At 69.7% G+C, this 24,197-nt stretch carries 22 protein-coding genes; 5 read left to right on the plus strand and 17 right to left on the minus strand.

Annotated features, from left to right (window positions below; translation table 11 throughout):
• Nucleotides 1-43 precede the first annotated feature (43 nt).
• From BG418_RS13035 to BG418_RS13045, 3 genes are all read right to left on the minus strand, one after another.
• Nucleotides 44-1,621, minus strand: coding sequence for a fatty acid--CoA ligase family protein (locus BG418_RS13035; protein ID WP_317453636.1), 1,578 nt, complete (start codon nt 1,619-1,621; stop codon nt 44-46).
• Nucleotides 1,622-1,810: 189 nt separating this feature from the next.
• Nucleotides 1,811-2,785: an MBL fold metallo-hydrolase gene (locus tag BG418_RS13040; RefSeq protein WP_188273970.1), complete on the minus strand. Its 975-nt coding sequence runs from the start codon at nt 2,783-2,785 to the stop codon at nt 1,811-1,813.
• Between the two features lie 110 nt (nt 2,786-2,895).
• On the minus strand, nt 2,896-3,576 hold the full coding sequence (locus BG418_RS13045; protein ID WP_188273971.1) for an XRE family transcriptional regulator: 681 nt from the start codon (nt 3,574-3,576) through the stop codon (nt 2,896-2,898).
• 639 nt (nt 3,577-4,215) lie between these two features.
• On the opposite strand from BG418_RS13045, the gene BG418_RS13050 reads away from it, so the two are divergent.
• The 3 genes from BG418_RS13050 to BG418_RS13060 all read left to right on the plus strand — a co-directional run bounded on the left by BG418_RS13050 (nt 4,216) and on the right by BG418_RS13060 (nt 8,829).
• Nucleotides 4,216-4,557 carry an SDR family NAD(P)-dependent oxidoreductase gene (locus BG418_RS13050; RefSeq protein WP_188273972.1) on the plus strand — a complete coding sequence of 114 codons (342 nt, stop codon included), beginning with the start codon at nt 4,216-4,218 and terminating at the stop codon, nt 4,555-4,557.
• A gap of 789 nt (nt 4,558-5,346) precedes the next feature.
• Nucleotides 5,347-6,618, plus strand: a complete 1,272-nt coding sequence (locus BG418_RS13055; protein ID WP_188273973.1) for a hypothetical protein — start codon at nt 5,347-5,349, stop codon at nt 6,616-6,618.
• 459 nt (nt 6,619-7,077) lie between these two features.
• Nucleotides 7,078-8,829 carry a hypothetical protein gene (locus tag BG418_RS13060; protein WP_317453637.1) on the plus strand — a complete coding sequence of 584 codons (1,752 nt, stop codon included), beginning with the start codon at nt 7,078-7,080 and terminating at the stop codon, nt 8,827-8,829.
• Nucleotides 8,830-8,879: 50 nt separating this feature from the next.
• Here BG418_RS13060 and BG418_RS13065 read toward each other — a convergent pair whose 3' ends face one another.
• Nucleotides 8,880-9,434 carry a GNAT family N-acetyltransferase gene (locus tag BG418_RS13065; protein ID WP_188273974.1) on the minus strand — a complete coding sequence of 185 codons (555 nt, stop codon included), beginning with the start codon at nt 9,432-9,434 and terminating at the stop codon, nt 8,880-8,882.
• Between the two features lie 125 nt (nt 9,435-9,559).
• Nucleotides 9,560-10,528 (minus strand): ankyrin repeat domain-containing protein, encoded by a 969-nt coding sequence (locus BG418_RS13070; RefSeq protein ID WP_317453638.1) that lies wholly within the window; start codon nt 10,526-10,528, stop codon nt 9,560-9,562.
• Nucleotides 10,529-10,696: 168 nt separating this feature from the next.
• Between BG418_RS13070 and BG418_RS13075 the strand changes: the two genes are divergently transcribed.
• On the plus strand, nt 10,697-10,846 hold the full coding sequence (locus tag BG418_RS13075) for a hypothetical protein (protein WP_188273976.1): 150 nt from the start codon (nt 10,697-10,699) through the stop codon (nt 10,844-10,846).
• Nucleotides 10,847-10,866: 20 nt separating this feature from the next.
• Nucleotides 10,867-11,316 carry a hypothetical protein gene (locus BG418_RS13080; RefSeq protein ID WP_223184761.1) on the plus strand — a complete coding sequence of 150 codons (450 nt, stop codon included), beginning with the start codon at nt 10,867-10,869 and terminating at the stop codon, nt 11,314-11,316.
• Nucleotides 11,317-11,496: 180 nt separating this feature from the next.
• Here BG418_RS13080 and BG418_RS13085 read toward each other — a convergent pair whose 3' ends face one another.
• The 12 genes from BG418_RS13085 to BG418_RS13140 form a co-directional block, all read right to left on the minus strand.
• Nucleotides 11,497-12,501: an MmcQ/YjbR family DNA-binding protein gene (locus BG418_RS13085; protein WP_188273978.1), complete on the minus strand. Its 1,005-nt coding sequence runs from the start codon at nt 12,499-12,501 to the stop codon at nt 11,497-11,499.
• A gap of 66 nt (nt 12,502-12,567) precedes the next feature.
• A complete protein-coding gene (locus BG418_RS13090; protein ID WP_188273979.1) occupies nt 12,568-13,824 on the minus strand; it encodes an ATP-grasp domain-containing protein in 1,257 nt (418 codons plus the stop codon).
• Nucleotides 13,825-13,908: 84 nt separating this feature from the next.
• Nucleotides 13,909-15,183 (minus strand): MFS transporter, encoded by a 1,275-nt coding sequence (locus tag BG418_RS13095; RefSeq protein ID WP_188273980.1) that lies wholly within the window; start codon nt 15,181-15,183, stop codon nt 13,909-13,911.
• A gap of 31 nt (nt 15,184-15,214) precedes the next feature.
• Nucleotides 15,215-16,606 (minus strand): FAD-binding oxidoreductase, encoded by a 1,392-nt coding sequence (locus BG418_RS13100; protein WP_188273981.1) that lies wholly within the window; start codon nt 16,604-16,606, stop codon nt 15,215-15,217.
• Nucleotides 16,607-16,637: 31 nt separating this feature from the next.
• On the minus strand, nt 16,638-17,477 hold the full coding sequence (locus BG418_RS13105; protein WP_188273982.1) for an isocitrate lyase/phosphoenolpyruvate mutase family protein: 840 nt from the start codon (nt 17,475-17,477) through the stop codon (nt 16,638-16,640).
• An 80-nt stretch (nt 17,478-17,557) separates the two neighbouring features.
• Nucleotides 17,558-18,643, minus strand: coding sequence for an FAD-dependent oxidoreductase (locus BG418_RS13110; RefSeq protein ID WP_188273983.1), 1,086 nt, complete (start codon nt 18,641-18,643; stop codon nt 17,558-17,560).
• Between the two features lie 4 nt (nt 18,644-18,647).
• Nucleotides 18,648-19,901 (minus strand): ATP-grasp domain-containing protein, encoded by a 1,254-nt coding sequence (locus tag BG418_RS13115; RefSeq protein ID WP_188273984.1) that lies wholly within the window; start codon nt 19,899-19,901, stop codon nt 18,648-18,650.
• A complete protein-coding gene (locus tag BG418_RS13120) occupies nt 19,901-20,224 on the minus strand; it encodes a hypothetical protein (protein WP_188273985.1) in 324 nt (107 codons plus the stop codon). The genes BG418_RS13115 and BG418_RS13120 overlap by 1 nt, the downstream gene beginning before the upstream one ends.
• On the minus strand, nt 20,217-21,035 hold the full coding sequence (gene ddaH, locus BG418_RS13125) for a dimethylargininase (RefSeq protein WP_188273986.1): 819 nt from the start codon (nt 21,033-21,035) through the stop codon (nt 20,217-20,219). The genes BG418_RS13120 and ddaH overlap by 8 nt, the downstream gene beginning before the upstream one ends.
• Complete coding sequence (locus BG418_RS13130) at nt 21,032-22,273, minus strand: ATP-grasp domain-containing protein (RefSeq protein ID WP_188273987.1); 1,242 nt, start codon at nt 22,271-22,273, stop codon at nt 21,032-21,034. The genes ddaH and BG418_RS13130 overlap by 4 nt, the downstream gene beginning before the upstream one ends.
• Nucleotides 22,270-23,832: a class I tRNA ligase family protein gene (locus tag BG418_RS13135; protein WP_188273988.1), complete on the minus strand. Its 1,563-nt coding sequence runs from the start codon at nt 23,830-23,832 to the stop codon at nt 22,270-22,272. The genes BG418_RS13130 and BG418_RS13135 overlap by 4 nt, the downstream gene beginning before the upstream one ends.
• Nucleotides 23,829-24,194: a cupin domain-containing protein gene (locus tag BG418_RS13140; protein WP_188273989.1), complete on the minus strand. Its 366-nt coding sequence runs from the start codon at nt 24,192-24,194 to the stop codon at nt 23,829-23,831. Before BG418_RS13140 ends, BG418_RS13135 begins: the two co-directional genes overlap by 4 nt.
• Between the last annotated feature and the right edge of the window lie 3 nt (nt 24,195-24,197).

Raw genomic sequence — 24,197 nt, forward strand, 5'->3', positions numbered from 1 at the left:
CTCTGGTCACTGGCGTACGGCCGATCGTTTGCTTCCTCGTGGTTCACGTCGCCGCGGCCGCCGGGGTGGAGGCGAGCGCGCGCAGCCGGGGCTTGTCCGGCTTGCCCGAGTCGTTGAGCGGCAGCGCGTCCAGCAGGACGACCGCTTCGGGGACGTGCCGCTCGGAGAGGGCCTCGGCGACACGGGCGCGTACGAGTGCGGGCTCGACCCGGGCGCCGGGGCGCGCCACCACCGCGGCGTGCAGACGCTCCAGGCCGTCCGCGTCGCGCACCCCGTAGACGGCGGCGTGCGCGACACCGGGCAGGGTCTGGATCTCCCGCTCCACGGCCGCCGGATACACCTTCACACCGCCGGTCTTGACGACATCGGCGATGCGGTCGAACAGGCGCAGATAGCCCTCCGCGTCCAACTGCCCCAGATCACCGGTGCGGTACCAGCCGTCGCGCAGCACCTTCGCCGTCAGTTCGGGGTCCTGCCAGTACCCGTCCATCATGTGCGGCGAACGCAGCCATACCTCGCCGGTGGCACCCACCGGCAGCTCCCGGCCCGACTCCGGATCGCACACCGTGAGTTCGACCTCGGGAAACGGCCGCCCCACGGTGGAACGCAGCCGCTCCTCCTGGTGCTCCACGGGGTTGAGCAAAGTGATCCGGCCGCTTTCGGTCGTGCCGTAGCCCTGCACCAGGGCGGGTCCGAAGACGCGTACCGCCTCCGCGATGCGCGCGGGCGCCGCGGCGCAGCCGGTGTAGATCAGCTGGCGCAGCGAGGACAGGTCGGTGGCGTCGATCAGAGGGTGGTCGAGGAGGCGGTACAGCTGCGGGGTGGCCACCAGGGTCCGGGTGATCCGGTGTTCGGCCACCGCGCGCAGAATCCGTTCGGCGTCCGCCTCTTCGTGCAGGTGGACCGTGCCGCCGCGGACGAGTACGGCGTCGGCCATCGGCCCGACCGTGTGGCTGAGCGGGGTGGTGACGAGCATCCGTGCAGCGGGCTCGGTCACCGCGGTGGTCGTCGCCTCGACGATGCTCTGCCAGCTGCGCCCCGACTGCCGTATCCCTTTGGGCAGCCCGGTGCTTCCGCTGGTGAACGCGATCACGGCGAGCGTCTGCGGGTCCCATGCCGCCGGCTCCTGCGACCCGTCGGCGCTCGTGCCCGTCGCGTCGAGGCCCTCCCCCTCGAAGCCCGCCGCCTCCTCGGACCCGGCCAGGGCGAACCGGCCGGGGCGCAGTGCCGCCAGCTCCCGTGCCCGGTCCGCGTTCTCCTCGTCGGTGTAGAGCACGGACGCCGCGGTGGAGTCCAGGATCCGCAGCTGAGCCGGGACACTCAAGGGCTGCTCCGAGGAGCCCGGGTTGATGGTCCGCAGATGACATACGGCGGCGCCGAGCCGGTGGGCCGCGTACCGCACGTAGAACATCTCGGGGCTGTTCGGCGCCACCAGGATCCCGACCACGCTGCCGGCCCCCGCGCCGAGCCCGCGCAGCCGGCGCGTCGCGCCGTCCACGGACTCGACGAACTCTCCCGCCGACACCGGGCGTTCGCGCCAGTACAGCGCGGTGCGCCCGAGATTCTCCGAGAGCACCGCCATGACCTGCGCGACATATCCCTCGCCATCCGTAGCCACCACGCCCGCCCTTCGTTGCCCTCACCGACGCAGGCCAGCCTCTTCGCACCCGCCACCGGCGACAATCTGCGAACGGAGTGCCTGAAGGGACAGCCGCACCCGCGCCCGACCGAGCTGACCGATCGGGCTCACCAGTGCCCCCACCTGGGCGTTTGACGTTTCTACGGGTTCGGCGCTTCGGTGATGCCGGCGCTACGCGGCGCGGACGCCGACACCTCGCCGCTCGAAGGCCCACCGCGCCGCCTCGCTCGCGAGGCCGATCAGGTCGGGGTCGGAGGTGTCCCCGTCCAAGTGGCGGTATTCGACGGCCGTTTGGATCAGCATGCGTTCCGCCAGGCCCAGGTGGCTGTGGAAGCCCGACTCGATGATGCTCGCGGCGGTCGCCTGCGCGCTGCGGCCGGCGGCGTGCCCGGCATGGATGCGGGCTTCGAGCTCGCGGAGATAGCGCAGGTATGTACGGACCCCCTCCGGGCCGACGATCGGGCCGTGCCCCGGGACGACGGTCCGGGGCTCCAGGGCCAGGATGGTTTCGCAGGCGTCGGCTACGCGGGACAGGGGGCCCTGCCAGTGGACCGGGTGGTCGCCGACGAAGAGGATGTCGCCGGCGCAGACGACGGCCTGTTCCGGCAGGTGGACGATCAGGTCTCCGGCGGTGTGGGCCGGGCCGACTTCGATGAGCTCCAGCGGAATGGTTCCGATGTGGAGTCGGTGGCGTCCGGTGAAGGTCTGCGTGGGGGGCTGGAGTTCGAGGCCGTCGTAGCGGTAGTGGCCGAAATGCTTGCGCATGTACCAGCCGAGCGGCTCGTCGGCGGGCGTGGCATGGGTGAGGTGATGCATCGCCTCGGGGTCCGGCTCGATGCAGATGTGGTCGAGGCTGGCCCGGGTGCTGATGATTTCGGCGTCGGGGAAAAACGCGTTGCCGAAGGTGTGGTCGCCGTTGGCGTGGGTGTTGATGACGGTCCGTACGCGGGCTTCCTCGGGCAGCACGGCCGAGGTCGCCGCTATGAGGGCGCGTGTCATCGGCCCGTCGTAGGGAGTGTCGACCAGAGCGGCCTCCGTACCCGAGGCGATTACCAAGCAGTTGGCGAAACCCCAGGTTCCGGATTTCTGCGGGACCCAGGCATGGATTCCCTCGGCGAGATGGGTGAGTGCAGTGGGCAAGCTCATGGACGCATTGTTTCCCCGTCCGCCCGGTTGTGCGCTGTGGTGATCACCACAGCGCACAACCGTGATTCTGTCTGGAAACAGCCGATGCCCAGGCCGACCGGGCGTCAGATTTACGGCTGGACCGGGTCGAACAGCAGGGTCATATAGCGGGCTCCGGACCCGCTGAGAAACTGGGAGAGCATCATGGTGACATGGCCCTGCCCGCGCACGGCGTGGTGCAGCGGCCGCCGGTCGCCGTCCGGGTGGATTCTCGTGCTGCCGCTCTCGTGGTACGGACCGCGCACCCACGGGTCTTCCATGATCTGCGCACGGATACCCAGCAGGACCGGGTCGTCGGGATGGGCGGCGAGGGAGGCCCTGAGTGCCGAGACGAGGGTGGGCAGCCATACGGACTCCCAGTCCACCAGCGAGAATTCGCGGGCCTCCCGGTCCAGCAGCATCCAGGCCAGGGTGTTCTCGGGCGGTTCGCCGCGCAGGAACATCTCGGCGAAGGGCTCGTTGTACAGGCGCAGGTTGTAACGGAAGTCCGTGATGTACGCCATCTCCCGCTGCCCGTCCAGCACCTGCTGCCAGATCGGCGGCACATCCGGATCCGCGGACGGGTGGAGCGGGAGGGACGGCTCCGTCCCGAAGTACTCCAAATGGACATAGATGTACTCACTGTCCTTGAATCTGAGTACCCGGGCCAGCTCCAGCAGATACGTCGGCGTCGGGCGCAGGGCACCCGACTCGACCTTCTGATAGGTGCCGATGCCTTTCCGCATCAGCAAGTCGACGTCCGTCTGGCTCAATCCCTTGACCCGCGGCCCGCGTCGGCCGCCGGCAGGGCGCGGCGGTAGCCCTGCTTCTTCCGGACCGAGTGCCTCCCTGCAGGCCCGCATTATCTGCTGTATGACCTCACGATTCACGCGCCTCTTCCCCCAGAGCAGTAGTAGTTGAAAGTTAAATAGCAGATACGAGAATACCGGAGATTTACTTCCCGTTGTTAAAAGGGTGTCACGTCCGCCAGGATGAACCACCATCGGGATGCACAGTGGTCATCCGGACGACCGGAGCGAACGGGGATGGAGGACACGTGTCGTATGGCTCTTCGGTGTGGGAAGTGCGCCGACGGGCCGGGCATTTGCTCGACACGCACGCCCCGCACATCCCTTCACGGTCAGAACCGCATCTCGCCGATGGGCGACTCTCGCCTCGTACGGATTCCGACGTCTGGGGGGACATCGAAATCCGGTCATGAGGTGGCGAGTTGAACATGCCAAGGCAGGAGCGGCCCCTATCGCGGCGCCGACAAACGCATACCGATTTACCCCTCACGCACTGCGGCCTTGCCGATAGAGGCCGGTGCGGAGGTTTGTCTTTCCAGAGAGATCTGGTCCGGCGATGACGGGTTCAGAGGGTTCCCGGCCGGCGGAGACGGGGAGTGGAGAATGGCACGGGGACAAGCCCGTTCGGTCTTGGTGACCGGCGGCAACCGAGGCATCGGGCCGCAGACGGCCCGCCGCCTCGCGCGGGGTGGGGACAGGGTCGCCGCCGTATACCGCACTACCGCACCCGCTGAGGGGTTCCTCGGTGTGCCGTGCGATGTGACCGGCGGCGCCGAGGCCGATCCGGTCCTCGAAGAAGTCGAGGCCGCCCACGGCAACGGTCAGGCGCCGGTGGCGAACGCGAGAGTCACGAACGGCCAGTTGCCCGCCCGTATGACGGATGGCCAGGCCTGTATCTCCGGCGCGGCCCTCTGCGTCGGCAACGGGATCATCATGGGGCACTGATTCCTCGCGGCCCCGTACCGCAGGACGCCACCGGCGCCCGGTCGGCGAGCGGGACCTCATGCTCCAAGCCACTCGCGGTGTCGAGCAGGTCCAGGAAACCGAACTCACACTGCCGGGGTGCTCACGGCGCGCCGCCACCGCGCCGTCTTTGACGGACAGTCATGCCCAGGACGTGCGCGATCACCTCACGCCACGCGCGAACGGGGCACATCTGTTGTCAGGGTGCACGAGCTCCCCATCACCGAGGGGAGCCTCGTGCGCTGTTGTCCGCAGTCCCGGTCCACTACCCGGCGAGCAGGTACCGCCGGCGTCGTCCCATGCCCGGCCCCGGCCGAGCCCCGCCTTCGGCGCCGCGTGCCGCGGGGTCCCGGCGGCGGCCGTGTGCCGCCGGCCGGTGCCGCCCGCCCCGTGCGCCTGCCCGGAGCGGGCAGGCGGACCGGCCCACCGCCGAACCACCGTCGGCTCCGCCCCCAAGAGGTCCGGTCAGCACACTTCCCCCAGCTGACCGGGACCAGCCGAGACGGCGGCCTCGTTTCCCTCGACGAGCCGCCGTACGCCCGCCGCCTGGGGCGGGTGCCTCGGCCCGGCAGGGGGCGCCGTCCACTCCCGGCGGCGCCCCCTCCCCCGGCCGGCCCGCGAGCCCTTGGCGCCGGCCGACGCCCAACCGCCGCACGATCGCCCGGTTCCCCGGCGCGCTCATGCCCCCGACCACCCACCCACGGGAGCCCCGCTCCCCTGCCGCTCGGCCTGTTCGCCTTCCCGGCCAGCGTCCCGTTCCGGAGCCATACCGTGTCCCACACCTCGACTGCCCTGGCGCTGTCCGCCCGTTCCGTGCCGTCGCTGGGATGCGTGGCCGTCGTCGCCCCGTACGGTGACGGCGGCCACCACGCCCAGCAGTACGACCGCCACGGCTGGAGCGGTGTCGCCGTCACCCTGCCCGCGGAGACACTGCCCGCGGCGCACCGCAACTGCGGCCGACCGACCGGCTATCAGGACACGATCCGGCACGACAGCGTGAGCCGCACCGCGCGCGCCCTGCGGGCCCGCAACGTCAGCGCGATCGTGCCGGGGAGCGGACTCGGTGTCGACCTGGCCGAGCGGCTGGCCCATGCGCTGGGGATGGTCGGCAACCTGCCCTCGACGTCCGCGCTGCGCACCGACCGGGCCGTCCAGGCGGCCGCGCTGCGCGACCGGGGTCTGGCGGCCCCGCGCAGCCTGCGCACCAGCAGCCTGACGGCGGCGCTGCGGTGGGCGGAACTCTGCGGCCTGCCCGGCTACTTGCTCACCGCCGCCGACAGCGCGGTGACCGCGCCTGCCGCCGTGTGCACCAGCGACGCCGAGATCCGCTCGGCCTGGCCGTGGCTGCGCCGCGCCGCCCTGCACGAGAGCGGCACCGGCGACCTGGTCATCCAGGAAAGGGTGACGGGCCAGCAGTTCGTCGCCCATACCGTCGCCGTCCCGGGCACCGGGCAGCGCGTGGCCGCGCTCTGGTCCGAACTGCGCACCGGCGAGGGCGTGCACGGCCGCTCCGACCTGATGGATCCCGACAGCCTGCTCGGCCGCACCCTGACGCGCTACGCGATACGGGCCCTGGACGTGCTGGGCGTGGAGGCGGGTGCGGCCCGCTGCCGGATCGCCTTCTCCACCGAGCGCGGCCCCACCCTGCTTTCCGCCCGGGCCTTTGCCCGTACGTCACCGGGCGACGAGCTCGCGGCGCGGGCCACGGGCATCGACCCCGTGCGGGCCGCCGTCGAAGTCAGTGTCACCGGACGGCTCGCGCCTGCGACCGGCCCGCACCGGCACGTGTCCCGCGTGTCGCTGATCGCCCCGCACGACGGAGTCCTCGACGGACATCTTCTGCATACCCTCGACTCCCTGCCGACGGTGGTCGCCGGCGTCGGGCCGCTGGTGGCGGGTATGCGCGTGCGGCGCACCGTCGACCGCACGACGTGCCCCGGCCAGATCGTCCTGGCCGCCACCTCCCGCGATGCGATCGACGCGGACTACCGCTCGATCCGGGCACTGGAGGGACTCGGCCTGTACGGCGAGTCGGGCCGGTGACCACACGGCTCACGGACACCCGGACTCGGCCTGCCTGCTTCCGTATCCGCTCGGACGCGGACACGTCTGTGCTCCGACGGGGGTGGAGATGACGTAAGGAGTGGGCGGCCCGGCCGCCGGGGCGCTCAGCCGTTCGGTGTTTGCCGCACCGTGGCCGTGCGCCCCACATGTCTCCGGCTTCGGCTTACCAGGCCGCCCGGAGGAGTTGTTCGCCCCGGTACCAGCCGATGCGAACACTTCGATCTTTGGTTCTGCCCGAACCCATGACACAGACCGGCAGCGAACCACCAAGGCCCACCGAGCAGTTGTGTCATGTCCTCCCTATGAGATGGAGGCTGCCGCTATTTTGCACCAGAGTTTCGCCTTTCACCAGCCCGACGATGTCAACTTGGTCTGCTTGATCCTGTTCCGTGGGGGTGAGGGGCCCCGCATCGCACGCCCTTCGCCCTGGGCGATGCGGTGAGGGGCACGGCGGCGCAGCCCTGCGGGCAGTGCGCACCGCCCCCGTCGCACGAGGCCGCGAACACACCGCAGCGACGGCAGCGGGTACGCGTACCGTGGCGTCTGGTCGAGTCGGCGTTCTACGCCGACATCGCGCTGGCGGTCTACATGAAGGTGAAGGCGCTCGGACTGCGACCGCAGGGGTGCACCGCCTCAACGGCGACCCTCGCCGCGTACCTGGGGATGTCGAAGGCATCGGTCGAGCGCGGGCTGACGCAGTTACGCGGCCCGGCGCCCGACGGCGTGGTCGAGCTGCCGCAGAACGCGCGGCGCTCGCTGCCTGGAGGCACCGGGACGACAGCGCGGCGACAGGTGCGGGCGATGACTTCGTCGGAGCGGTTCGTGTGGCTGCCGGTCGCGGCGTGCGAGGCCCTCACCCCCCGGCAGTTACGCGCGTACGCGGTACTGGTGTTCACCCAGGTCCAGCGGATCCCGCTGACGCTGGGCGAGCTCGCCGGGTTCCTGCGCCACCACTCGGGCACACGGGCCGGGCAGCCGGTCACCGCCGCGGCGGCCGCAAGCGTCGTCGGCCAACTCGAAGCCGCGGGCTGGGTGAGCGTGGGACGGCGAGCCGGGACGCGCGGCCGCCACCAGTACGTCGCCCACGAGATCCCACCCGCGGCCGTACGGAGTACCCGGATCGGCGTCGTCGCCGTGGCCCGGTGCGCGCACAGCGCCGAAGAGGCACTGCCCGGCCGGGCTGCGACCGCGGTGGTCGGTGAGGGATCGGGTGCCTCGGTGGGTGAGGGATCGCTCGCGAATGAGGAATCACCTAGGACTGACCGACCTGATGACGAGCGGGGTGGTTTCCCACCCGCCGTAGGCGCACTACCGGTAGGTGGGGGCCCTGGCGTTGTCCTGGACCGGCCTGAAGCCGCGTCAGCTGCCGAGGTGCCACGAAATCGCGCGCCGCGCGCGCGGGAGACCACCCGCGCCGCCTCCTCGACACCGACGACGAAGGGGCGGGGCAGCGGCGCGCGATCGCCCCGGTCCCCGTACGCCGAAGCCCGGTTGGCCATGAGCCCGCAGGTCCACGCGGCGCTGGAGCCCGTCCACTGGCTGCTGAAGCGGGTCGAAAGCGACGTCGTCCTACGGAAGATCGCCCAGGAGGCCGGCCGCCAGCTGCGTGACGGCACCGCCGTGGACCGGCTGCGCCATCGTCTGACCGTCCGGTTCGCCGGGACCTCGCCGTCACTGATCCGGGATCCCGGCCGGTGGCTGCTGGGCGTGGCACTGCCGCGCTGGGGTTGCGGGCACTTCGACTGCGAGGCGGGCGTGCTGTGGTCGACCGGCGCGCTCTGCGCGCTGTGCGAGGAGGTCGTCGCCGACCGGCGCGCGGCCCGGCGGCGAGAGCGAGCCCTGCGTCCCGACGACGGCGCCGCGCGCCCCGGATCGGGGATGTGCGACAGCGGGCCCGCCATGGCCGACCCGGATGCGGCGACGGCCTCGGCACGCGCACCGCAGTGGCCGCCGCGCGGCGAATGCGCCGACTGCGGCTGCCGGATCCTTCTCGTCAAAGGCGCGCTCACCGACGGGCTGTGCGGGCCCTGCCGCGAAGGCGCTGCCCGGTCGTCCGCGCCCACCGGGCAGCCGGAGCCGGTTCGGTGTTCACACACCGAGGGTGTGCCGTGCGGCCGCCCGGCGCTGCCGACGCGCGGCGTCTGCGTCCGCCACCGGGCGCATGAACTGGTCGGCGCGGTGAGCAACTGATGGGCGTGCAAAGGCAGTTCACGGGCCGAGGGCGCCGGGTCGGCAGGGCGTCAGGGGTGGCGTACCGGGCGGATCATCGCCGTGTGGGCGGTGGTTGCGTGGAGCTCCCGGTGGTCGGCGACCCTGCGGTATCCCCAGGTTTCGCAGGCGGCCTGAAGTGCTCCGTCGCCGACGGCGGGGTCCACGAGCAGCGTGACCCGCTCCTCCTGCCGCAGCGAGAGCCATATCTCGTGCAGCTGGGAGGCGACCCCGGTGCCGCGCCAGGGCTTGCGTACCGCTATCTCGCTGAGCACGGCCGTACGCTGACCGGTCTCCCAGGTCACGTACTTCGGCAGCGGCAGGATCATGTTCGACCACCAGTCGGTGTCCGCCGCAAGGCAGAAGCCATGGCAATAACCGACGGGACGGCCGTTTTCATAGCCGATGGCCACCGTCCAGCCCGGCATCGACGCGGCCGCTTCCAAACGCGCCTCGAAGGACTTGTCCGACCCCGCGTCCACGGCCGGCTCCGCATCCTTGCGCCAGACCTCCGCGTGCACTTCCAGCAGACTGTGCTTGACGAACGGAAGATGCTCGGCGTCGGCCATGCTGAACTCGACAGTCACAGACGTGCCGCCCTCTCACTCGGTATCACCCACGCGGGCAAGGCCCACGGGCGCCAGCCCACCCCAGGAGCCAAGACGGCAAGGCTAACCGAAATCCGACCGGCTCGGCTGTTTCTATGGCGGCATCAGCGACTCCAGTAGTCACCCTGCGGCAGCCGGACCCATAGATCGGGTGGACCGACGACGGCGCGTGCGTCGGTGAGGCGCAGGCCCGCGTAGAGACAGGAGTGGGCCACCGCGTTGTAGCGGCAGAGGTAGGAGGCCAGGACTTCCTGCGCGGTGGAGTCCGGGTACGGCGGCCCGCCCGGGTGGAGGCCCCCGCGTTCGATGCCCCCGTCGCGGGTGATGCTGCCCTGGTTGCCGCTCTTGGGGTTGGCGTACAGGCCGTAGCAGACGGTGCCGGCGGACAGCCGGGCCAGCGGGCCCGGCATCGCTGGCGCGTAGCCCCACGGCTGGGTGACGACGCAGCCGCCCGGCACGCTCGTCACCCCGACGATCCGCAGACTCTCGTCCATGTCGTACGCGTACGGGTCCACGAGCAGCCCGTCCAGCGCCCGGCTTTCCGCCTCCGTCGCCTCCAAGCGGCGTACGGCCTCCTCGGCGTCGATCCCCGCGACGCACGCGAGGCCCGTGCCCTCGTAGCGGATGTCTCCCAGCACCGCGACGAGCCGTCGGCCCTCCCGCACCGCCGTACGCTCCGCCTCGGTCAGTCCGCGTTGCCCGGCGGGCAGCGCGAACAGGTCGGGCACCGGTCCGGCCAGGCTGAGCCGTCCCGGCGACCAGCCGCCGATCTGGATCCGCCAGGGATCGGCTCCGGCGGCGGCGAGAGCCCGCGCGTTGTCCGGCCGGCCGGACAGAACGGCCTCCCACAACGCGGTCGTCCCTTTCTCCTCCTCCAGCGCGTCCACGTCCGCGACGCGTCGGGCCAGCTCCGCGACGACCTGCGGTGAGCCGTGCGACGCCGCCCAATGCAGGGGCAGGCCTCCGCGCCACGCGTCGGGATCGGCGCCCCGATCGAGGCGCTGCCGTATGCCGTCGTAGTCCTGCCAGTCCTCCCCACTCACGTCCGCCCAGCCGTCGTTGCGACCCACCACGATGCCCCCCTCAAGCCCCGATCCGGGGCGGCTCCTCTCACCACCGCGTACACACCCCCCGTCGCAGACGGGTCTGACAACGCCCGCGCCCTTTGCCTGCACGGAACGCCCGGCCTGGCCGGGGTTGCCATGCATAGGATCAGATCCTTTCGATCAGGAGACAGCAACATGCCGGTGGATTCAGGTCAGGAGCCGGACCGCGAGCGGGCGGGCGGCTCGGATCAGCGGGTGGGCACGGTCGAGACCGAGCGGGACTTCGTGCGCACGGTTCGCCCCGGCTATCAGGACGCCGGCGACACAGGGGCGGGGGCTTGGTGATGGGCCGACTTCGGGACAGGATGACCGGCACCCGCTACCCCGACAGCGGTGTGAAACCACTGCCCACCATGGAGGTGCGGGCCGCGCTGCTCGCACTCAACACCAACGCCCCCGACCTGCGCTTCCGCGTGCGCCACGGCATCCCCGAAGAACGCGCCGATGTGGTGGCCGAGTTCCAGATCCCGCAACTGAACGTGGCCCTCAAGACCCGCATGCGCCTGGTCCCGGCGGACCGCGAGGTCCGTGTCCTTGAGGAGCGGTGGGAGGACTCACCCGAGCACTCCGGCAGGCAGCACGGCCGAGGGCACGCACCCGCGGTGTACCGCCAGTGGTCGTACGAGCGCGGGGCCGACGGCCACCGACACAAGGTCGAGACGTTCCGCTTCGACACACGCGAGATGAGAGACCCACTGGTGAAGGTGGCCCTCGACGCGGGATGGACCTGGCGCGGCGTGATCTTCAGATGGTGACCGGCACCCCCACCCCTCCCCGTCCCGGCCACCCGGCCGCGTGGGCGCGCTGTGGCGGGGCGGGCGGGAGCAGGGGAAATGGGCATCCCGTTGGCGCTTGACCCTCCCGGCAGTGCGGTTCAGGAAACACCTTCGTGTTGCGGGCCTGCACCCGGGCTCACCCCGGCCGAAACGCCGAGGTCAACGAGGCATCTTCTTCTTCATGGAGAATCGGACATAGAGGTATTCATCCAGGATCTTCGACAAAGGGATACCCGGGCGGCCGACAAGTCCCGGGAGGGCGTCCTCAGCCACATCGGTCTCGCTCAGGACATCTCTGGCCCAGTTACGGCCGAGGGTGAGGTGTCGGGTGAACGCGGCCGCGTCGCGAGCGCCGTGCAGGCGTTCGGCGATCGCCGCGTCCCAAGCCATGATCGCTTCCGGTCGCAGGGCGTAGAGGGTCTTGGCGGCAGCGGTCGGGCCGAGGGAGCGTGCCGCCCGGCCCGCTGCGACGGGTATGGCCGCCAGTTCTCCGCAGGCACGGCCGAAGGCGGCCACGGAAGAGTCGCTCAGGCTCGCCAGGGTGCCCGACGGCAGAGCGTCCTGCCACGTGGCCCACCAACCGGCGAGCCCGGTGTCGAACAGGGCCGGCTCGCCTTCTCGGGGGTAGCGGATGCGGCAGCCCCAGGAGTTGAGCCAGCGCAGCAGAGCATCGCGATGGTCGGCGCGGGCCAGGTCCAGGGCCGGGCCGGTGCCGTCCCGAAGGGAGTGCCAGCTCCTGTCGATGTCGGCGAAACCGTTGAAGACGTCGGCCGCCGCCCGGAGGTCGGCAAGGGAGGGCGTGTGGAGGGCCGGCGTGGAGCCGGCTCCCAGGTGTGTCGACGCCACGCTCTTGGGCACCACCATCCGCCACGCCTCCGTGACGATTTCCCGCATCTCTTCGGCGTCGATGGCAGTCAGCCGCACCTGGGCCCAGTTGAAACGCTCGTCCCTGGGGGACGGCATCGCGAACTTGTCCGGCTCCGAGGCCACCAGCGCGGCGCGTTCCTCCTTCGGGTACGAGAAGCCCATGGCTCTCTCGTCCCGGGAGAACGCCAAGTAGACGATCCGGCCGACACGGAACTTCACCCGGTCCCGCACGAAGGCCTCGTACGTTCGGGGCAAGCTCAGGGCGTGGGCCCGCACTTCGTCAACTGTCACGGCCATGCCGATCCCCTCCTGTTGTGGTGGATGACGGGCTGGAGGGTGGCTCGGACCCGCCGCCCTGTGCCATCAGATCGTCGGCACCGTGACGATATTGATCCTGGCGAGGGCTTCCTCGGTGCGCGAGCGCGCCTCCCGTACCGTCTCGGCCACAGCAGTGGCGGCGCCGATGCGTTCCTTGGAACTGCGGAGCCTGCGCACTCGGTCACCCGCCTTCACCACGACGGTGCAGGAGACGACGCCGGGTACCTGCCGGGCCTGGTCCATGCCGTCGACCGTCTCTACCAGGCCGGGCCGGGTGTGCAGGAAGCGAACGGCTGCCGCCCTCTGGGCGCTGCTGGGCAGGGGGCCCGGCACCGGCTCGCCCTTCATCACGGTCCAGAAGTGCTTGACGAGGTCCATCGAGTACGCGCGGTCGATCAGGTCGATGATGCCGTCACCGGCGAAACGGCCCGCGCACTCGACGAGAAAGGCCGTGCTCGCGGAGACGATCCATTCGCAGTGGACCACCCCGCTGCCGAAACCGACCGCTTTGAGCACCTGCCTGGTCTGCTCGAAGAGCAGGTCCTGCAGTTCCTGCGAGATGTCGGCGGGCACCACATGCCCCATCTCCACCGGACGGTCGCCGGGGAAAAGGGTCTTCTCCGTCACGTTGGCGAACAGAGGGGTGCCCCGGTCGACCAGCATTTCCACGCTGTACTCGGCACCGGCCACGTACTGCTCCGCGAGCATGCGGACATCGCGGGGGCGGTCCGGTACGAAGATGCCCTCGTCGTGGTCGGTGCACTCGATCCAGGCCGCGTCCACTTCGTCCGCCCCCGAGAGGATCCTCGTACCCACGGAGCCTTGCCGGTTGGCCGGCTTCAGCACCACCGGCCCCTCGTGCTGGTCCATGAACTTCCGCAGGTCGGCTTCGTCGGCGACGGACACGGACCGCGGGTTGGGGATGCCCGCGGCGGCGGTCACCTTTCGCAGCAGTTCCTTGTCCCGCATGATCTGCGCCGCGCCGAAACCGGCCCCCGGCAGTCCGTACCGCTCCGCGAGTCTGGCCGCGAACGGCGTCGCGTACTCCTGGAGCGCGGCAATCGCCGCGGGGTCCAGGTCGGGGAACGCGTTGGCGAACTCATCGGCGGCTCCGGCGAGTTGGTATTCCCAGCCGATCACCTCACGGACGACCTGGGCGTCCGCCACCTGCGCACGTACATCACGCTTACGTATGACGTCCGGCTCATCGATGATGATCACGGATCGGTCGGGCTGGAACTGAGCGAGCGAAGCCACTGCCACGGGGACGAACCCGACCATGATTACGGGGCGGTCAGCCATTGTTGATTCCTCTTCCGCTGTCCAGCTTGAGTGGGGGTGGGCAGGCGCGCGCTGCCCAGTACACGGACGCGCCTACGGATCGGGTCAGGCAGCCGTCGCATCCGCGACCTTGCTGATGTCCTGCTGCCGACTCTTTTCCCGGGTTTCGCTGAGCCCGTACGCGGCGCACAGTGCCGCGATGGCCCCGATCGCTCCGCAGAGCAGCCAGATGCCGTTGCCGAGCATCCCCCAGGCGAGCACGCCGAGGGTCGTTCCCGTCGCCGACCCGAGGGAGAACGCCGCCTGCGACGAGCCGATGTACCGCCCCTTGACCTCCGCGGGCTTCTTGGCGGGATGTGCCCACAAGGTGGGTCCGCTCGTCATCATCCCGCTCACGAACACGGCCGTGCCCAGCAGGATCACCACCGGTGCACCGGATATGGCGTACGCGGTGAGGCCCAGTGACATGACGAGGGTCCCGATGCCGGCCGCCACCGGCGCCTTCCAGTGCGAGACATAACTGGTGATCTTCAGTTCCAGGGTGATCAGAAGCCCCGACGACAGTGCGAGGGCGCTGCTGTACAGAGCTATCGGGTGCCCGTCCGCCTGAACCTTGAGAGGAAGCACGGCCATGAACTGCATGTAGAACATGGCGCTCAGCGTCATCGAGGCGAGGTAGAGAGCGAATTTGGTGTCCCGCAGGATCGCCAGGTACCCGATTTTCTTTGCGGGCTGCACTTCTGTCACGGCCTGGGGGGAAGTTCCGTGGGAATCGGCAGCCTTGGCGGGGAGGAAGGCGAGGGAGAACAGGGCATATCCCAGCGCGGTGGCCCCATCGACCCAGTAGAGCAGATCCCAGTTGGCCTGGGTGAGGGCCGCGGCCGTGAACGGACCGATCACGGATCCGAGGTTGAGTGCGGTCCGCATCATCGAGAAGGCCATCACCCGAAGCTCCTCGGGCATCGCCTCGTTCAACAGCGCCGAGGCTCCCGGCCGGTACGCAGCCGTCGCCGCACCCGCCGCGCCGACCAGGGCGACGACGAAGCCGTAGTTGCCCGGGTCCTTCAGCAGCGGAAGGCTCGCCACCAACAAGGCCGAGCAGCTCATCGCGGTGATGATGGTGTTACGGGGACCCAGCCGCTGGGTCAGCTCGCCGCCGATCAGACCGCCTGCCAATGCACCGAGACTGTAGGCGCCGAGACAGAGTCCGGCGTGCTTCGTCGACCAGTGGTTGTGCACCAGGTAGAGCACGAGGAACGTCTGGACGAACGCGCCCATCTGGTTGACGAATATTCCGCCGAGAAGGAAGCGCGCGGTGCGCGGGGTTGCTTTCAGTGCGGCGAAGACACCTATGCGCTCGCCCTCACTCGTTTTCTTCATCGTGCACTGCCCCGCGTTTCGTGAAGAGATGTCATGGCCGAATTCCTTGGTCGAAGCCGAACACGTTCGCGGGATCGTACTTGCGCTTCACTTCGACAAGCCGCGCGTAGTTGGCTCCGTAGTAGGCGCTTGTCCATGCGGGCAGATCCGGATCGACGAAGTTCTGGTACGACGAGTGGGACATGTGGGAACCCATGTCGTCGTAGAGGCCGTTCACCCAGTCCTGAACCGCCCGAACCCGCTCACAGGAGTCTTCGCGGCTCCAGGACGCGTCCATGGAGGCGAGGAACATGGTGTCGCGGTGCACGAACGCGGTGTCGGTGGCGGGCACTTCGTTGATGGCGCCGCCCCAGGCGAACATGCCGAGCCCGCCGCCGTCCGGGTTGCTGCTGCCCGGCCAGCGTTCCATCCAGGAGAGGATCGACTGGATTCCCTGGTCGGAGACGGCCTGCTTCACATATCTGGTGCGGGTGATGAAGTGGTCGTCGACGGGTGAGGGGTGCGCCATGTTCCCCTTCGCCTCCCAGTACGTCTGATCGACGAACTGCTGCCTCGTCACAGGCGCCACGGCCAGCAGGGGTGCGACAAGCTCACGCAGCTCCTGGGAGGAGCCGAAGTAGTAGCCCGAGATCGCGACGACACGGTGCGTGGTGGACGTGGCGGTGTCGATACCGGCGGTGGCGATCCGCAGGTTGAGGGAGAAGTCGTGCGGTGCCTGCGGCAGGAGACGCTGCACGGCATCGATCACCCTCGCCGCGTCCGACCACTCCCAGGCGAGACGGCACATGGCGACATCTCGGGCCTGGTGCGCGCGGAAGGTGAACGACACGTTGATGCCGAAGTTCCCGCCGCCCCCGCCCCGGCATGCCCAGAACAGGTCCGGATTCTCGCTCTCGTTGCACGTGAGCAGGTCGCCGTCCGCGGTGATGAGAGTGGTTTCGACCAGGGAGTCGCACGTGAGCCCCAGCTTCCGGGACGCGTACTCGCATCCGCCGCCAAGGGTCAGACCGGCGATGCCGACCAGGGGACTGGTCCCGGTGGGAACGGTCAGCTCGTAGGGCCGCAGGCGGTCGTGCATCTGCCCGGTCCGCGCTCCGCCCCCTGTGGTGACCAGGCCGGCCGACTCGTCCACGTCGACGAGCGAGCACCTGCTGAGGTCCACGACCAGCCCGTCGTTGAGCGAGTATCCCGCGAAGCTGTGTCCGCCAGAACGCGCGACGACGGGAACGTCGTGCTCGCGTGCCCACAGGACGGCCTTTCTCACGTCCTCGGGATGGGCCGCCAAGGCGACGGCACGAGGGGTGCGGATGCCCTCATGGCGCTTGTTGCGCACCTGGGTGGCCACCCGGTAGCCGGGGTCTCCTGGGTGGAACACTCTCCCCTGCAACTGGCCTGCCAGCGCGCCCCAGTTCGGGTCGCTCACGTGTCCTCCTCCGCTGAATCGGGTTCCGTGCTCAGGCGAAGAGCCCGTTGATGTCGGTGTACGTCAGGGGGTGCGCGGCCGGGCGGATCTCACCGGGGTCGGAGAGCAGCTCGCGGGCTGCGGTCTGTGCCGCCGCGTAGGCGATCTCAGCGATCGCGGTGCCCACGCTGATGCGCTGCACGCCGACGGCACTGAGGTCGGCCACGCTCGGGCCACCGGGGCCGGTCATGGCGTTGACCGGCAGCGGGGAGGCGTCGACGAGCAGCTTGAGGACCGTCAGATCGACCAGGCCCGGAACGAACAGGCAGTCGGCTCCGGCCTCGGCATAGGCCCGGGCCCTGCCGATGACCTCGTCGAACCGGCCGGACGGGTCGCCTACCTCGAACAGGAAGACGTCGGTGCGGACGTTGATCACAAGGTCCTGGACGCCGCCCTGTGCCGCGGCTTCGCGCGCCGCGCCGATCCGTGCCGACTGCGCCTGCACGCTGAACAGAGGGGAGTCGACGGCGCCCGAGTCCTCAAGGTTGATGCCGGCGACGCCCGCGGCTACAGCGGCATCGACGGTGTCGGTCACGTCCTGAGGGGTGGCACCGTAGCCGCCCTCGATGTCCGCGGTCACCGGCACGTCGACCGTGGCGGCGATGCGCTGCGCCATCGCGAGCATCTCGGCTCGCGACAGCCCCTGGCCGTCAGGGCGTCCCAGCGCCCAGGAGACCCCACCGCTGGTGGTGGCGATCGCCTTGGCACCCGCCGCTGCGAACAGCGCGGCGCTCGCGGCGTCCCAGACGTTGGGCAGGACGAGGGCGTCCCCGCAGTGGTACGAGCGCAGCAGCTGGGCCTTGGCGTTGAGGGAAGGGGCAGCAGTGGTCATGTGCATCATCTTTCGCGTGGCGGTCCCGAGCGGGGCCGTGTCTGTGGGGGGGGGGATTGCGGGTGCGGAGGAATCCGGATTTACCGGTCTGCCTGCGGTGGCCCCGAATGATCTGTGGTGAGGCGATCGAGCAGCTGGGATGCGGCGGTTCGGCTCGCGGCCAGGATGGTCTTGGCGGCGCCGCCGCTTCCGCCGGAGAAGGTGTACACCGGCGAACCGCTCTCCAGGTCGCGCAGTGCGAGGCCCGGTTGCCGGTGGAAGCAGTCCGCCGAACTGAACCCCGCGACGTCGGACGGCTGTTGGGACAGGTGCAGCCGCGTCGCCGCCACCTCCAGCAGGGTGGCGACCAGAGCAGGGTCGACACCGACCGCGTCCGGATCCACACCCCACCGGTCCGTCGGTATCCCCAGGAGAAGGCCACCATCCGACAGGGGGCGCCCGTACAGCCCGGTCGTCTCGTCGGTGAAGGCACCCAGTCCTGGCGGAGCGAGGGGGCAACGCACGTACTGGATCGCCTTGGTCCGGAATCCGGCGACTGCCGGGTCCTGGTCCAGCAGGAGGTGCGGCGTCCACGCTCCGGCCGCGATCACGACGGCCTGGAACCCTTGCGCCTGCACCCGTTCGGCACTCTGGATCACTCCGTCGGGCCGCACCCCGGCCACAGGATCGTGGGAGACCACGACCCGCGACCGGAGCACCTCACCCACCAGCGAGGTGCGCAGCCGGTGGGGTGAGAAGTATCCGCCCCGGCGCTCCGTCACCGCGACGGCGCCTTGGGGCAGGCCACGCATCGGGAAGGAGCGGGGAAGATCCTCGGCTGCCGAGATGGTGAGCGAGCCGGGAAGTCTCGCTTCGACGATCGAGGCCAGGGCCGCGACATCGACGTCGGCGGGTTCCAGGAAGTAGTGGGACCCGACTTCGCGATAGTCCGCCCAGTCCCGCAGCACGGGGCTGGCCACCAGCTCGGCCATGCTCTCCGTCGCGGCGCCGCACAGCTCGGCGTCGGTCTCGAAGCCCCGGACCATTCCCCCGGAGGCACCGGTGGCGTCTCCGCGGACGTGGTGATGGCCGACGAAGAGTGTGATCTCCAGCGTGGGGTCGAGTTGCCGCAGCCGCCAGGCGAGGGCCGCGCCGGCGATCCCTCCACCGATCACCGCGATACTCATCGCGCTATCCCCCGATCGGCTCAAGAGTCAGCGCGAACGATGCTTGCGCGGCGTCCAGCGCCGCTTCGCACGCCTCCTGGCCGTCTCCCCGGCAGATGGCGTAGCCGAAGCGCGCCACCACCCCGCGGGGCGGCAGGAGCAGTGTGTCGCCGACCTTGGTCAGAGGGGCTGCCTCGATCAGGCCCGGACCGGAACGGGGGACCTTGACGTCCTGTACCCGCCCGTCCTGGGGCGGGTAGCCGAAGCGGATGCCGACGCAGTCGCTGCTGGTCGCGTTCACGGACGGCTCCTGGCCAGTGGCTACCTGGACGGCCACCAGCGCGGGGTCGATTCCGGTGGCCAGCTTCCCCAGGTACGGGATGAGGCCCCCACCGAGCCGACCGTTCACCTCCACGATGGCCGGTCCGGCAGAGGTGAGCTTCACCTCGGTGTGCGTGATGCCGTCCTGGACGCCGAGCACGTGGTGGGCCCGCGTCAGGACGTCGAGCAGCCACGGATCGGACAGCAGCGGATCGCCGGCGTCCACCACGTGTCCCGTCTCCTCGAAGTACGGCTCCAGGCCGACCTGCTTACGGGCCAGGACGAAGGGCGTGTACACCCCTGCCACGATGGCGCCGTCCACACTGATCTCCGGGCCGACCAGCATCTCCTCGACCAGGACGCCGCCTTCGTACGCGGGGTTGCCGCCGTGGCTCGCCTGCTCGGCGACCTCGTACGCGTGGTCGAGGGCGGCCGTGTCGTCCGCTCGGATCACACCGATGCTGGCGCCCATACCGCGAGGCTTGAGGACCACGGGGAACCCGATGTCCGCCGCCGCCGCGCGCACCTCCTCAGCAGATCGCGCATAGCGGAAGCGGGGCTGCGGCAACCCGGCTGCGGTCAGCAGCCGGCGTGTGAGCTCCTTGTTCCGGCAGTTCTGCGCGCCTTCGACGGACAGGCCGGGGAGTCCCAGTGCCTCCGCGATGTGCGCGGCGGCGACGACCAGTGTCTCGTCGTAGGTCCACACGCCGGCGATCTGCCGCTGGTCGGCCAGGGTCAGCGCGGCCTTGAGCAGCGCTTCCTGGTCGGGGATCAGGCGGGTCCGGTCAAGGAGTTCGACCACCGTGCAGCCGCGGATGAAGGGACGCTGCCAGGTTGGCTCCGCGGAGTCCAGGAGCCATACGGGCAGCTGGCGGTGAGCGCCGGCGAGCAGGTACTCACGGTAGGCCTGCCCGCCGCTTCCCACTACGAGGATCACGGCTTCGTTCGCGGCGGACATCAGACCTCCACCAACGTGGAGACCCCGGTGTCCGCGTGCGGCCCGTAGCGCTCCCAGGTCTCGTGCAGCGTGGCACGGCCGTCGGGGCCGACCTCCACCGTGCTGTGGCACCGGCCCGCGATGATGTCGCCACTGGCCATGACCATGCTGTAGGCGAACTCCAGGGTTCCGTCCGGCAGTCGTCTGCCGGACAGCGCCCCACGACGGACGTCGCCGCCCTCGAAGTCCGCCCACAGCAGGTCACCGTCCTGCCGGTACAGGGCGACGGGTGCCTGCTCACCGTAGGCGGCGTTACGAAAACGCCTTCCGTCGAGGTCAGTCACGGTTGCGGATCTCCAGCGTGCAGCACTTGACGCTTCCGCCGGCCTTCAGCAGTTCCGAAAGGGACGCTCCGATCGGCGTGAACCCCCGCTCGGCCAGGCGCTGTGCGAGATGGGTCGCCGCCTCGGGCAGGATGACGTTGCGGCCGTCGGACAGCGCGTTGAGGCCGAAGGCCTGCGCGTCCTCGTCCGTTGCCGTGATCGCGTCGGGGTACCGGTTGCGCAGGAACTGCTGGCTCTTCTCGGAGAAGGCGGCCGGGTAGTACATGATCTCACCGGGCGCCAGGACGGACAGGGCCGTGTCCAGGTGGTAGTAGTGCGGGTTCACCAGCTCCAGGCCGACGACAGGAAGCCTCAGGTGCTTCTCCGCTTCGCGGTGGGCCTCGGGTTCGGTGCGGAATCCCGTGCCGGCGAGGATGATGTCGTCGTCGACGAGGAAGTCCCCCTCGCCTTCGTTGACGTGGACCGGGTCATGGACGTCAAAACCGCGAGCCCGGAACCAGTCGGCGTACGCGGGGCCTTCGGCCTCTCGTTCCGGGTACCGGAACTTGGCGGCGAAAACACGCCCGTTCACGACGGTCGCGCCGTTGGCGGCGAACACCATGTCGGGCAGGCCCGGCAGGGACTCGATCTGTTCCACGGTGTGCCCGAGGGAGACGAACAGCTCGCGCAGCTGCTCCCACTGGAGGATCGCGAGGTCGGCATCGACCGGCTTGCCGGGGTCCATCCACGGGTTGATCGAGTAGTCGACCGCGAAGTAGGTGGGCCGGCACATCAGGTAGTGACGCGGGCGGGCTATGCGCTCACGGGTCATGAGAGGGACACCTCTATCTTGTCGGCCAGGTCGCTGGCGGTGTTCATCGCGTCTTCGAAGGAGGTGCCGGTGGCACCGAGGAAACCGAGAATGCTGTTGCCCTCCGGCGGGCGCTTGACGAGGTCGCCGGGCTTGGCGGTCACCTTGAAGAAGAAGAGCCGGTCCGACTCCTCGACCTCCGGGGGCACGGTGATCGCCCCGATGGTGCCCGGCGCGCAGATCAGGCACATCGCCGCCGTGTGGACGCCGGTGGGCGCGTAGTGCCCCACCTCGGGCCGCAGCCCTGCGGCAACGGACGCCGTGGCGCGGATGGGGCAGAATCCCGCGCTCAGCCTCGCCATGTGGTCCAGGCCGCCGCCTCCCGGCCGGGCCGCGATCTCCACCACGTACGGCTCGCCGTCGTGGAATCGGATCTCGGCATGCATCGCGGCCCGCTCAAGTCCCTGTGCATGTGCCGCCGCGGTGACGGCCCGGTGTACCTGAGCCAGCTGCGTTTGTGTCAGTGAGGTGGGTGCGTGATGCACGTCGTCGTCGAAGGTGTCGCCCTCGACGGTGACGCGATCGACCACCGACCCGAGATACACCTCGCCTTCCCAGGCCACGGCCTCGATCAGGTATTCGTTCCCGTCGAGGAAGGACTCGATCAGGAGGCCCGAGGGGCCGACGTCCACACCGTCGGCTTCCATCTGGAACAGGGGCGCGTCCGTCACCCCCTGGGCAGCGACGGGGAACCGCTCGCGCAGGTCCTCCGCGTCATCCAGCCGGAACACGAAGCTGCTGGCCGCACCGAGGGTGGGTTTGAGGATCACGGGGTAGCCGAACTCCTCGGCGGCAGCGGCCGCCTCATCGGCCGTGGAGACATACCGGAACCGCGGGTGGGGCGCCTTGTGCTCCTCATGGGCCTGCCGCATCAGCAGCTTGTTCCGGCTCGCCCGCGCGGCCTCCACCCCGATCGTGGGCAGGCCCAGTGCCTCGGCGACATGCGCCACCGGTATGACACTGAACTCGCTGAAGGTGAAGACGCCGTCGAAGTGCTCCTGAACGTGCCAGTTCCGTGCGGCTTCGATGATGTCGTCGATGTGCTTGCTGCCGACGACCCGGTACCGGTCCTCGGGCCAGAAGTCCTGCGTACCCAGGCCGTTCAGTACGTGGACCTCGATACCCAGTTCCTCCACCTGCTGATACCGGGTCCGGTAGTAGGTGCCGTACTGGGACGCCTCGATCGCGAGCAGCTTCACGAGGCGGCCCCCGCGGCATCACCGATCACCGGCAGGTGGAACGGCAGGACCTCGGCGGCGGAACCACCCTCAAAGCCGAGGTCGACGCCGGCTGTGCGAGCCTGCTCGGCGACGTCGATGAGGATGGGGGACGCGCAGGCGAGCAGCGTCCGGACCTCAAGGAGAAGGTCGCCCGGGTCGGCCGTGGGGTCGGCCGCGTTGCGGCTGAGCCGCTGCACCTGCGAGACGATCAGGTCCGCGGCCCTGGCCAGGCTGTACGAAGGCAGTTCGAAGCACGCCCGGAACCTGTCCGTCATCGCGCCGGCGCGGGCCCTTCCCTCCGCGGAGGTCGCCGACGGACCCGCATCGCGGAGTGTGTCGAGCCGCTGCACCAGCCTCTGCGACAACAGCCCCCACGGGGTGCTCAAGCGGTCGAGAGTGATCTGCTCGAACGCCGCTCGGCTGAAGTCCGTGCGCTGGTTCTCGGGACATGTCAGCGAGAGGTAGAAGCGGATCAGGTCGCGAGGCACCTCGTTGACGAGGTCCTCCGCCCACACCACGTGGCCCTTGCTGGTCGAGAACTTCTGGTGCTCCAGTTCGTAGAACTCGTTGCAGACGATGGTGTCGGGCAGGATGTACTTGCCGTTGTGCGCCATCAGCAGCGCGAGGTGCGTGCCACCCCAGAAGTAGCCGTTGTCGAAGCCGAGGAAGTAGACCAGCTTGGCCGCGTGCTCGGCTCGCCAGGCCTCGTCGGTCGCCGCCGCGACGTCACCCTGGGCCCACCAGGTGCAGTACATCGACGCGGCCATGCCCTCGGCCCACGCGTTGAGCACCTGCCCGGGCGTCTCGGGGAACGGCGCCGGGATTCCCCACCCGGTGGGGAAGGTGATGGGGAAGTCCGGCAGGGGCCGGGACAGCACCTCCTTGAACAGCTGCACGAGGTGGGGACGCCAGCTCGCGCCCTGGCTCTCGTGGTAGGCGGTGAGCTGATCGCGGTACTCCTCCATGGGGAGTACGAGGATCTCCGCCTCGCGGAAGCCGACCGGCTCGGCGGGGTCGATCGTGGAGTGGGGGTTGATCAGCTCCGCGAAGTTGTTCGGGTGGCCGCACGACTCGCAGAGCCCGCCCCGGCTCTCGGCCAGGCAGACCGGGCAGTCACCGGCGACCAGGCCCTCCATCAGGAATTCGCCGGTACGTTCCAGGTAGGGGAACACACCGGTGCGGAGCCGGAACCGGCCGGCTGCGTGCAGCTCGGTGAGGAAGTCCAGGGCGGTCTGCCGGTATCCGTCGTCGAACGCGGCGAATCCGTCAATGGAAATGCCCATCACGTCGAGCGTGTTCTCGATCTGCTTCGCGGACAGCGCACACAGTTCCTGCGCAGTGGTACCGAGCTTCGCGGCGCTGGAGACCACGTACGTCTGGCTGTCGTCCGTTCCGGTGGTGAAGATGACCGGTCGGCCGTTGGCGCGCAGGTAGCGGGCGTACACATCGCCGGCCAGGAAGGGTCCCGCGATGTGACCGAGGTGCAGGTTCCCGTTGGGCGTGGGCGGAGGCGCGATGATGACGGTGGTGGCGTTCACTTGCCCTCCCCGTCCTTCGTGAGGAACAGCTCGGCCATCGGGCGGTCCCACCAGATGCTGTACATCTCGAAGTCGGCTTCGCTCTCGTTGACGATCGAGTGCCGCTGCTCGGGAGTGAAGTGCACGATGTCACCGGCGGTGAACGGCGTTCGTCCGCCGTCGTGGTCGAGGACCGCCGTACCGGACATCGCGATGAAGATCTCGTACTCGTGATGAGCGTGAGGGGTCGAGGCGGTGCCCGGTCTGATGACGCACCAGGACCCCTCGAAGGGGGCGTTCAACGCGGGCCAGGGTACGAGGCGTTGGGCGTCCAGACCGTTCTCGTGGACAAGCCCGCTGCGGTCAAGATGACGGATCTCCATCAG

The organism is Streptomyces sp. CBMA152 (genome assembly GCF_014596475.1).
GTDB lineage: Bacteria > Actinomycetota > Actinomycetes > Streptomycetales > Streptomycetaceae > Streptomyces.

What these genes read in the sequence shown, in the direction of transcription:
- BG418_RS13110 (WP_188273983.1), bottom strand. Translation starts at nt 18,643, where the DNA reads ATGAGTATCGCGGTGATCGGTGGAGGGATCGCCGGCGCGGCCCTCGCC.
- BG418_RS13105 (WP_188273982.1), bottom strand. Translation starts at nt 17,477, where the DNA reads ATGACCACTGCTGCCCCTTCCCTCAACGCCAAGGCCCAGCTGCTGCGC.
- BG418_RS13095 (WP_188273980.1), bottom strand. Translation starts at nt 15,183, where the DNA reads ATGAAGAAAACGAGTGAGGGCGAGCGCATAGGTGTCTTCGCCGCACTG.
- BG418_RS13140 (WP_188273989.1), bottom strand. Translation starts at nt 24,194, where the DNA reads ATGGAGATCCGTCATCTTGACCGCAGCGGGCTTGTCCACGAGAACGGT.
- BG418_RS13050 (WP_188273972.1), top strand. Translation starts at nt 4,216, where the DNA reads ATGGCACGGGGACAAGCCCGTTCGGTCTTGGTGACCGGCGGCAACCGA.
- BG418_RS13040 (WP_188273970.1), bottom strand. Translation starts at nt 2,785, where the DNA reads ATGAGCTTGCCCACTGCACTCACCCATCTCGCCGAGGGAATCCATGCC.
- BG418_RS13075 (WP_188273976.1), top strand. Translation starts at nt 10,697, where the DNA reads ATGCCGGTGGATTCAGGTCAGGAGCCGGACCGCGAGCGGGCGGGCGGC.
- BG418_RS13080 (WP_223184761.1), top strand. Translation starts at nt 10,867, where the DNA reads ATGACCGGCACCCGCTACCCCGACAGCGGTGTGAAACCACTGCCCACC.
- ddaH (WP_188273986.1), bottom strand. Translation starts at nt 21,035, where the DNA reads ATGACCCGTGAGCGCATAGCCCGCCCGCGTCACTACCTGATGTGCCGG.
- BG418_RS13115 (WP_188273984.1), bottom strand. Translation starts at nt 19,901, where the DNA reads ATGTCCGCCGCGAACGAAGCCGTGATCCTCGTAGTGGGAAGCGGCGGG.
- BG418_RS13085 (WP_188273978.1), bottom strand. Translation starts at nt 12,501, where the DNA reads ATGGCCGTGACAGTTGACGAAGTGCGGGCCCACGCCCTGAGCTTGCCC.
- BG418_RS13090 (WP_188273979.1), bottom strand. Translation starts at nt 13,824, where the DNA reads ATGGCTGACCGCCCCGTAATCATGGTCGGGTTCGTCCCCGTGGCAGTG.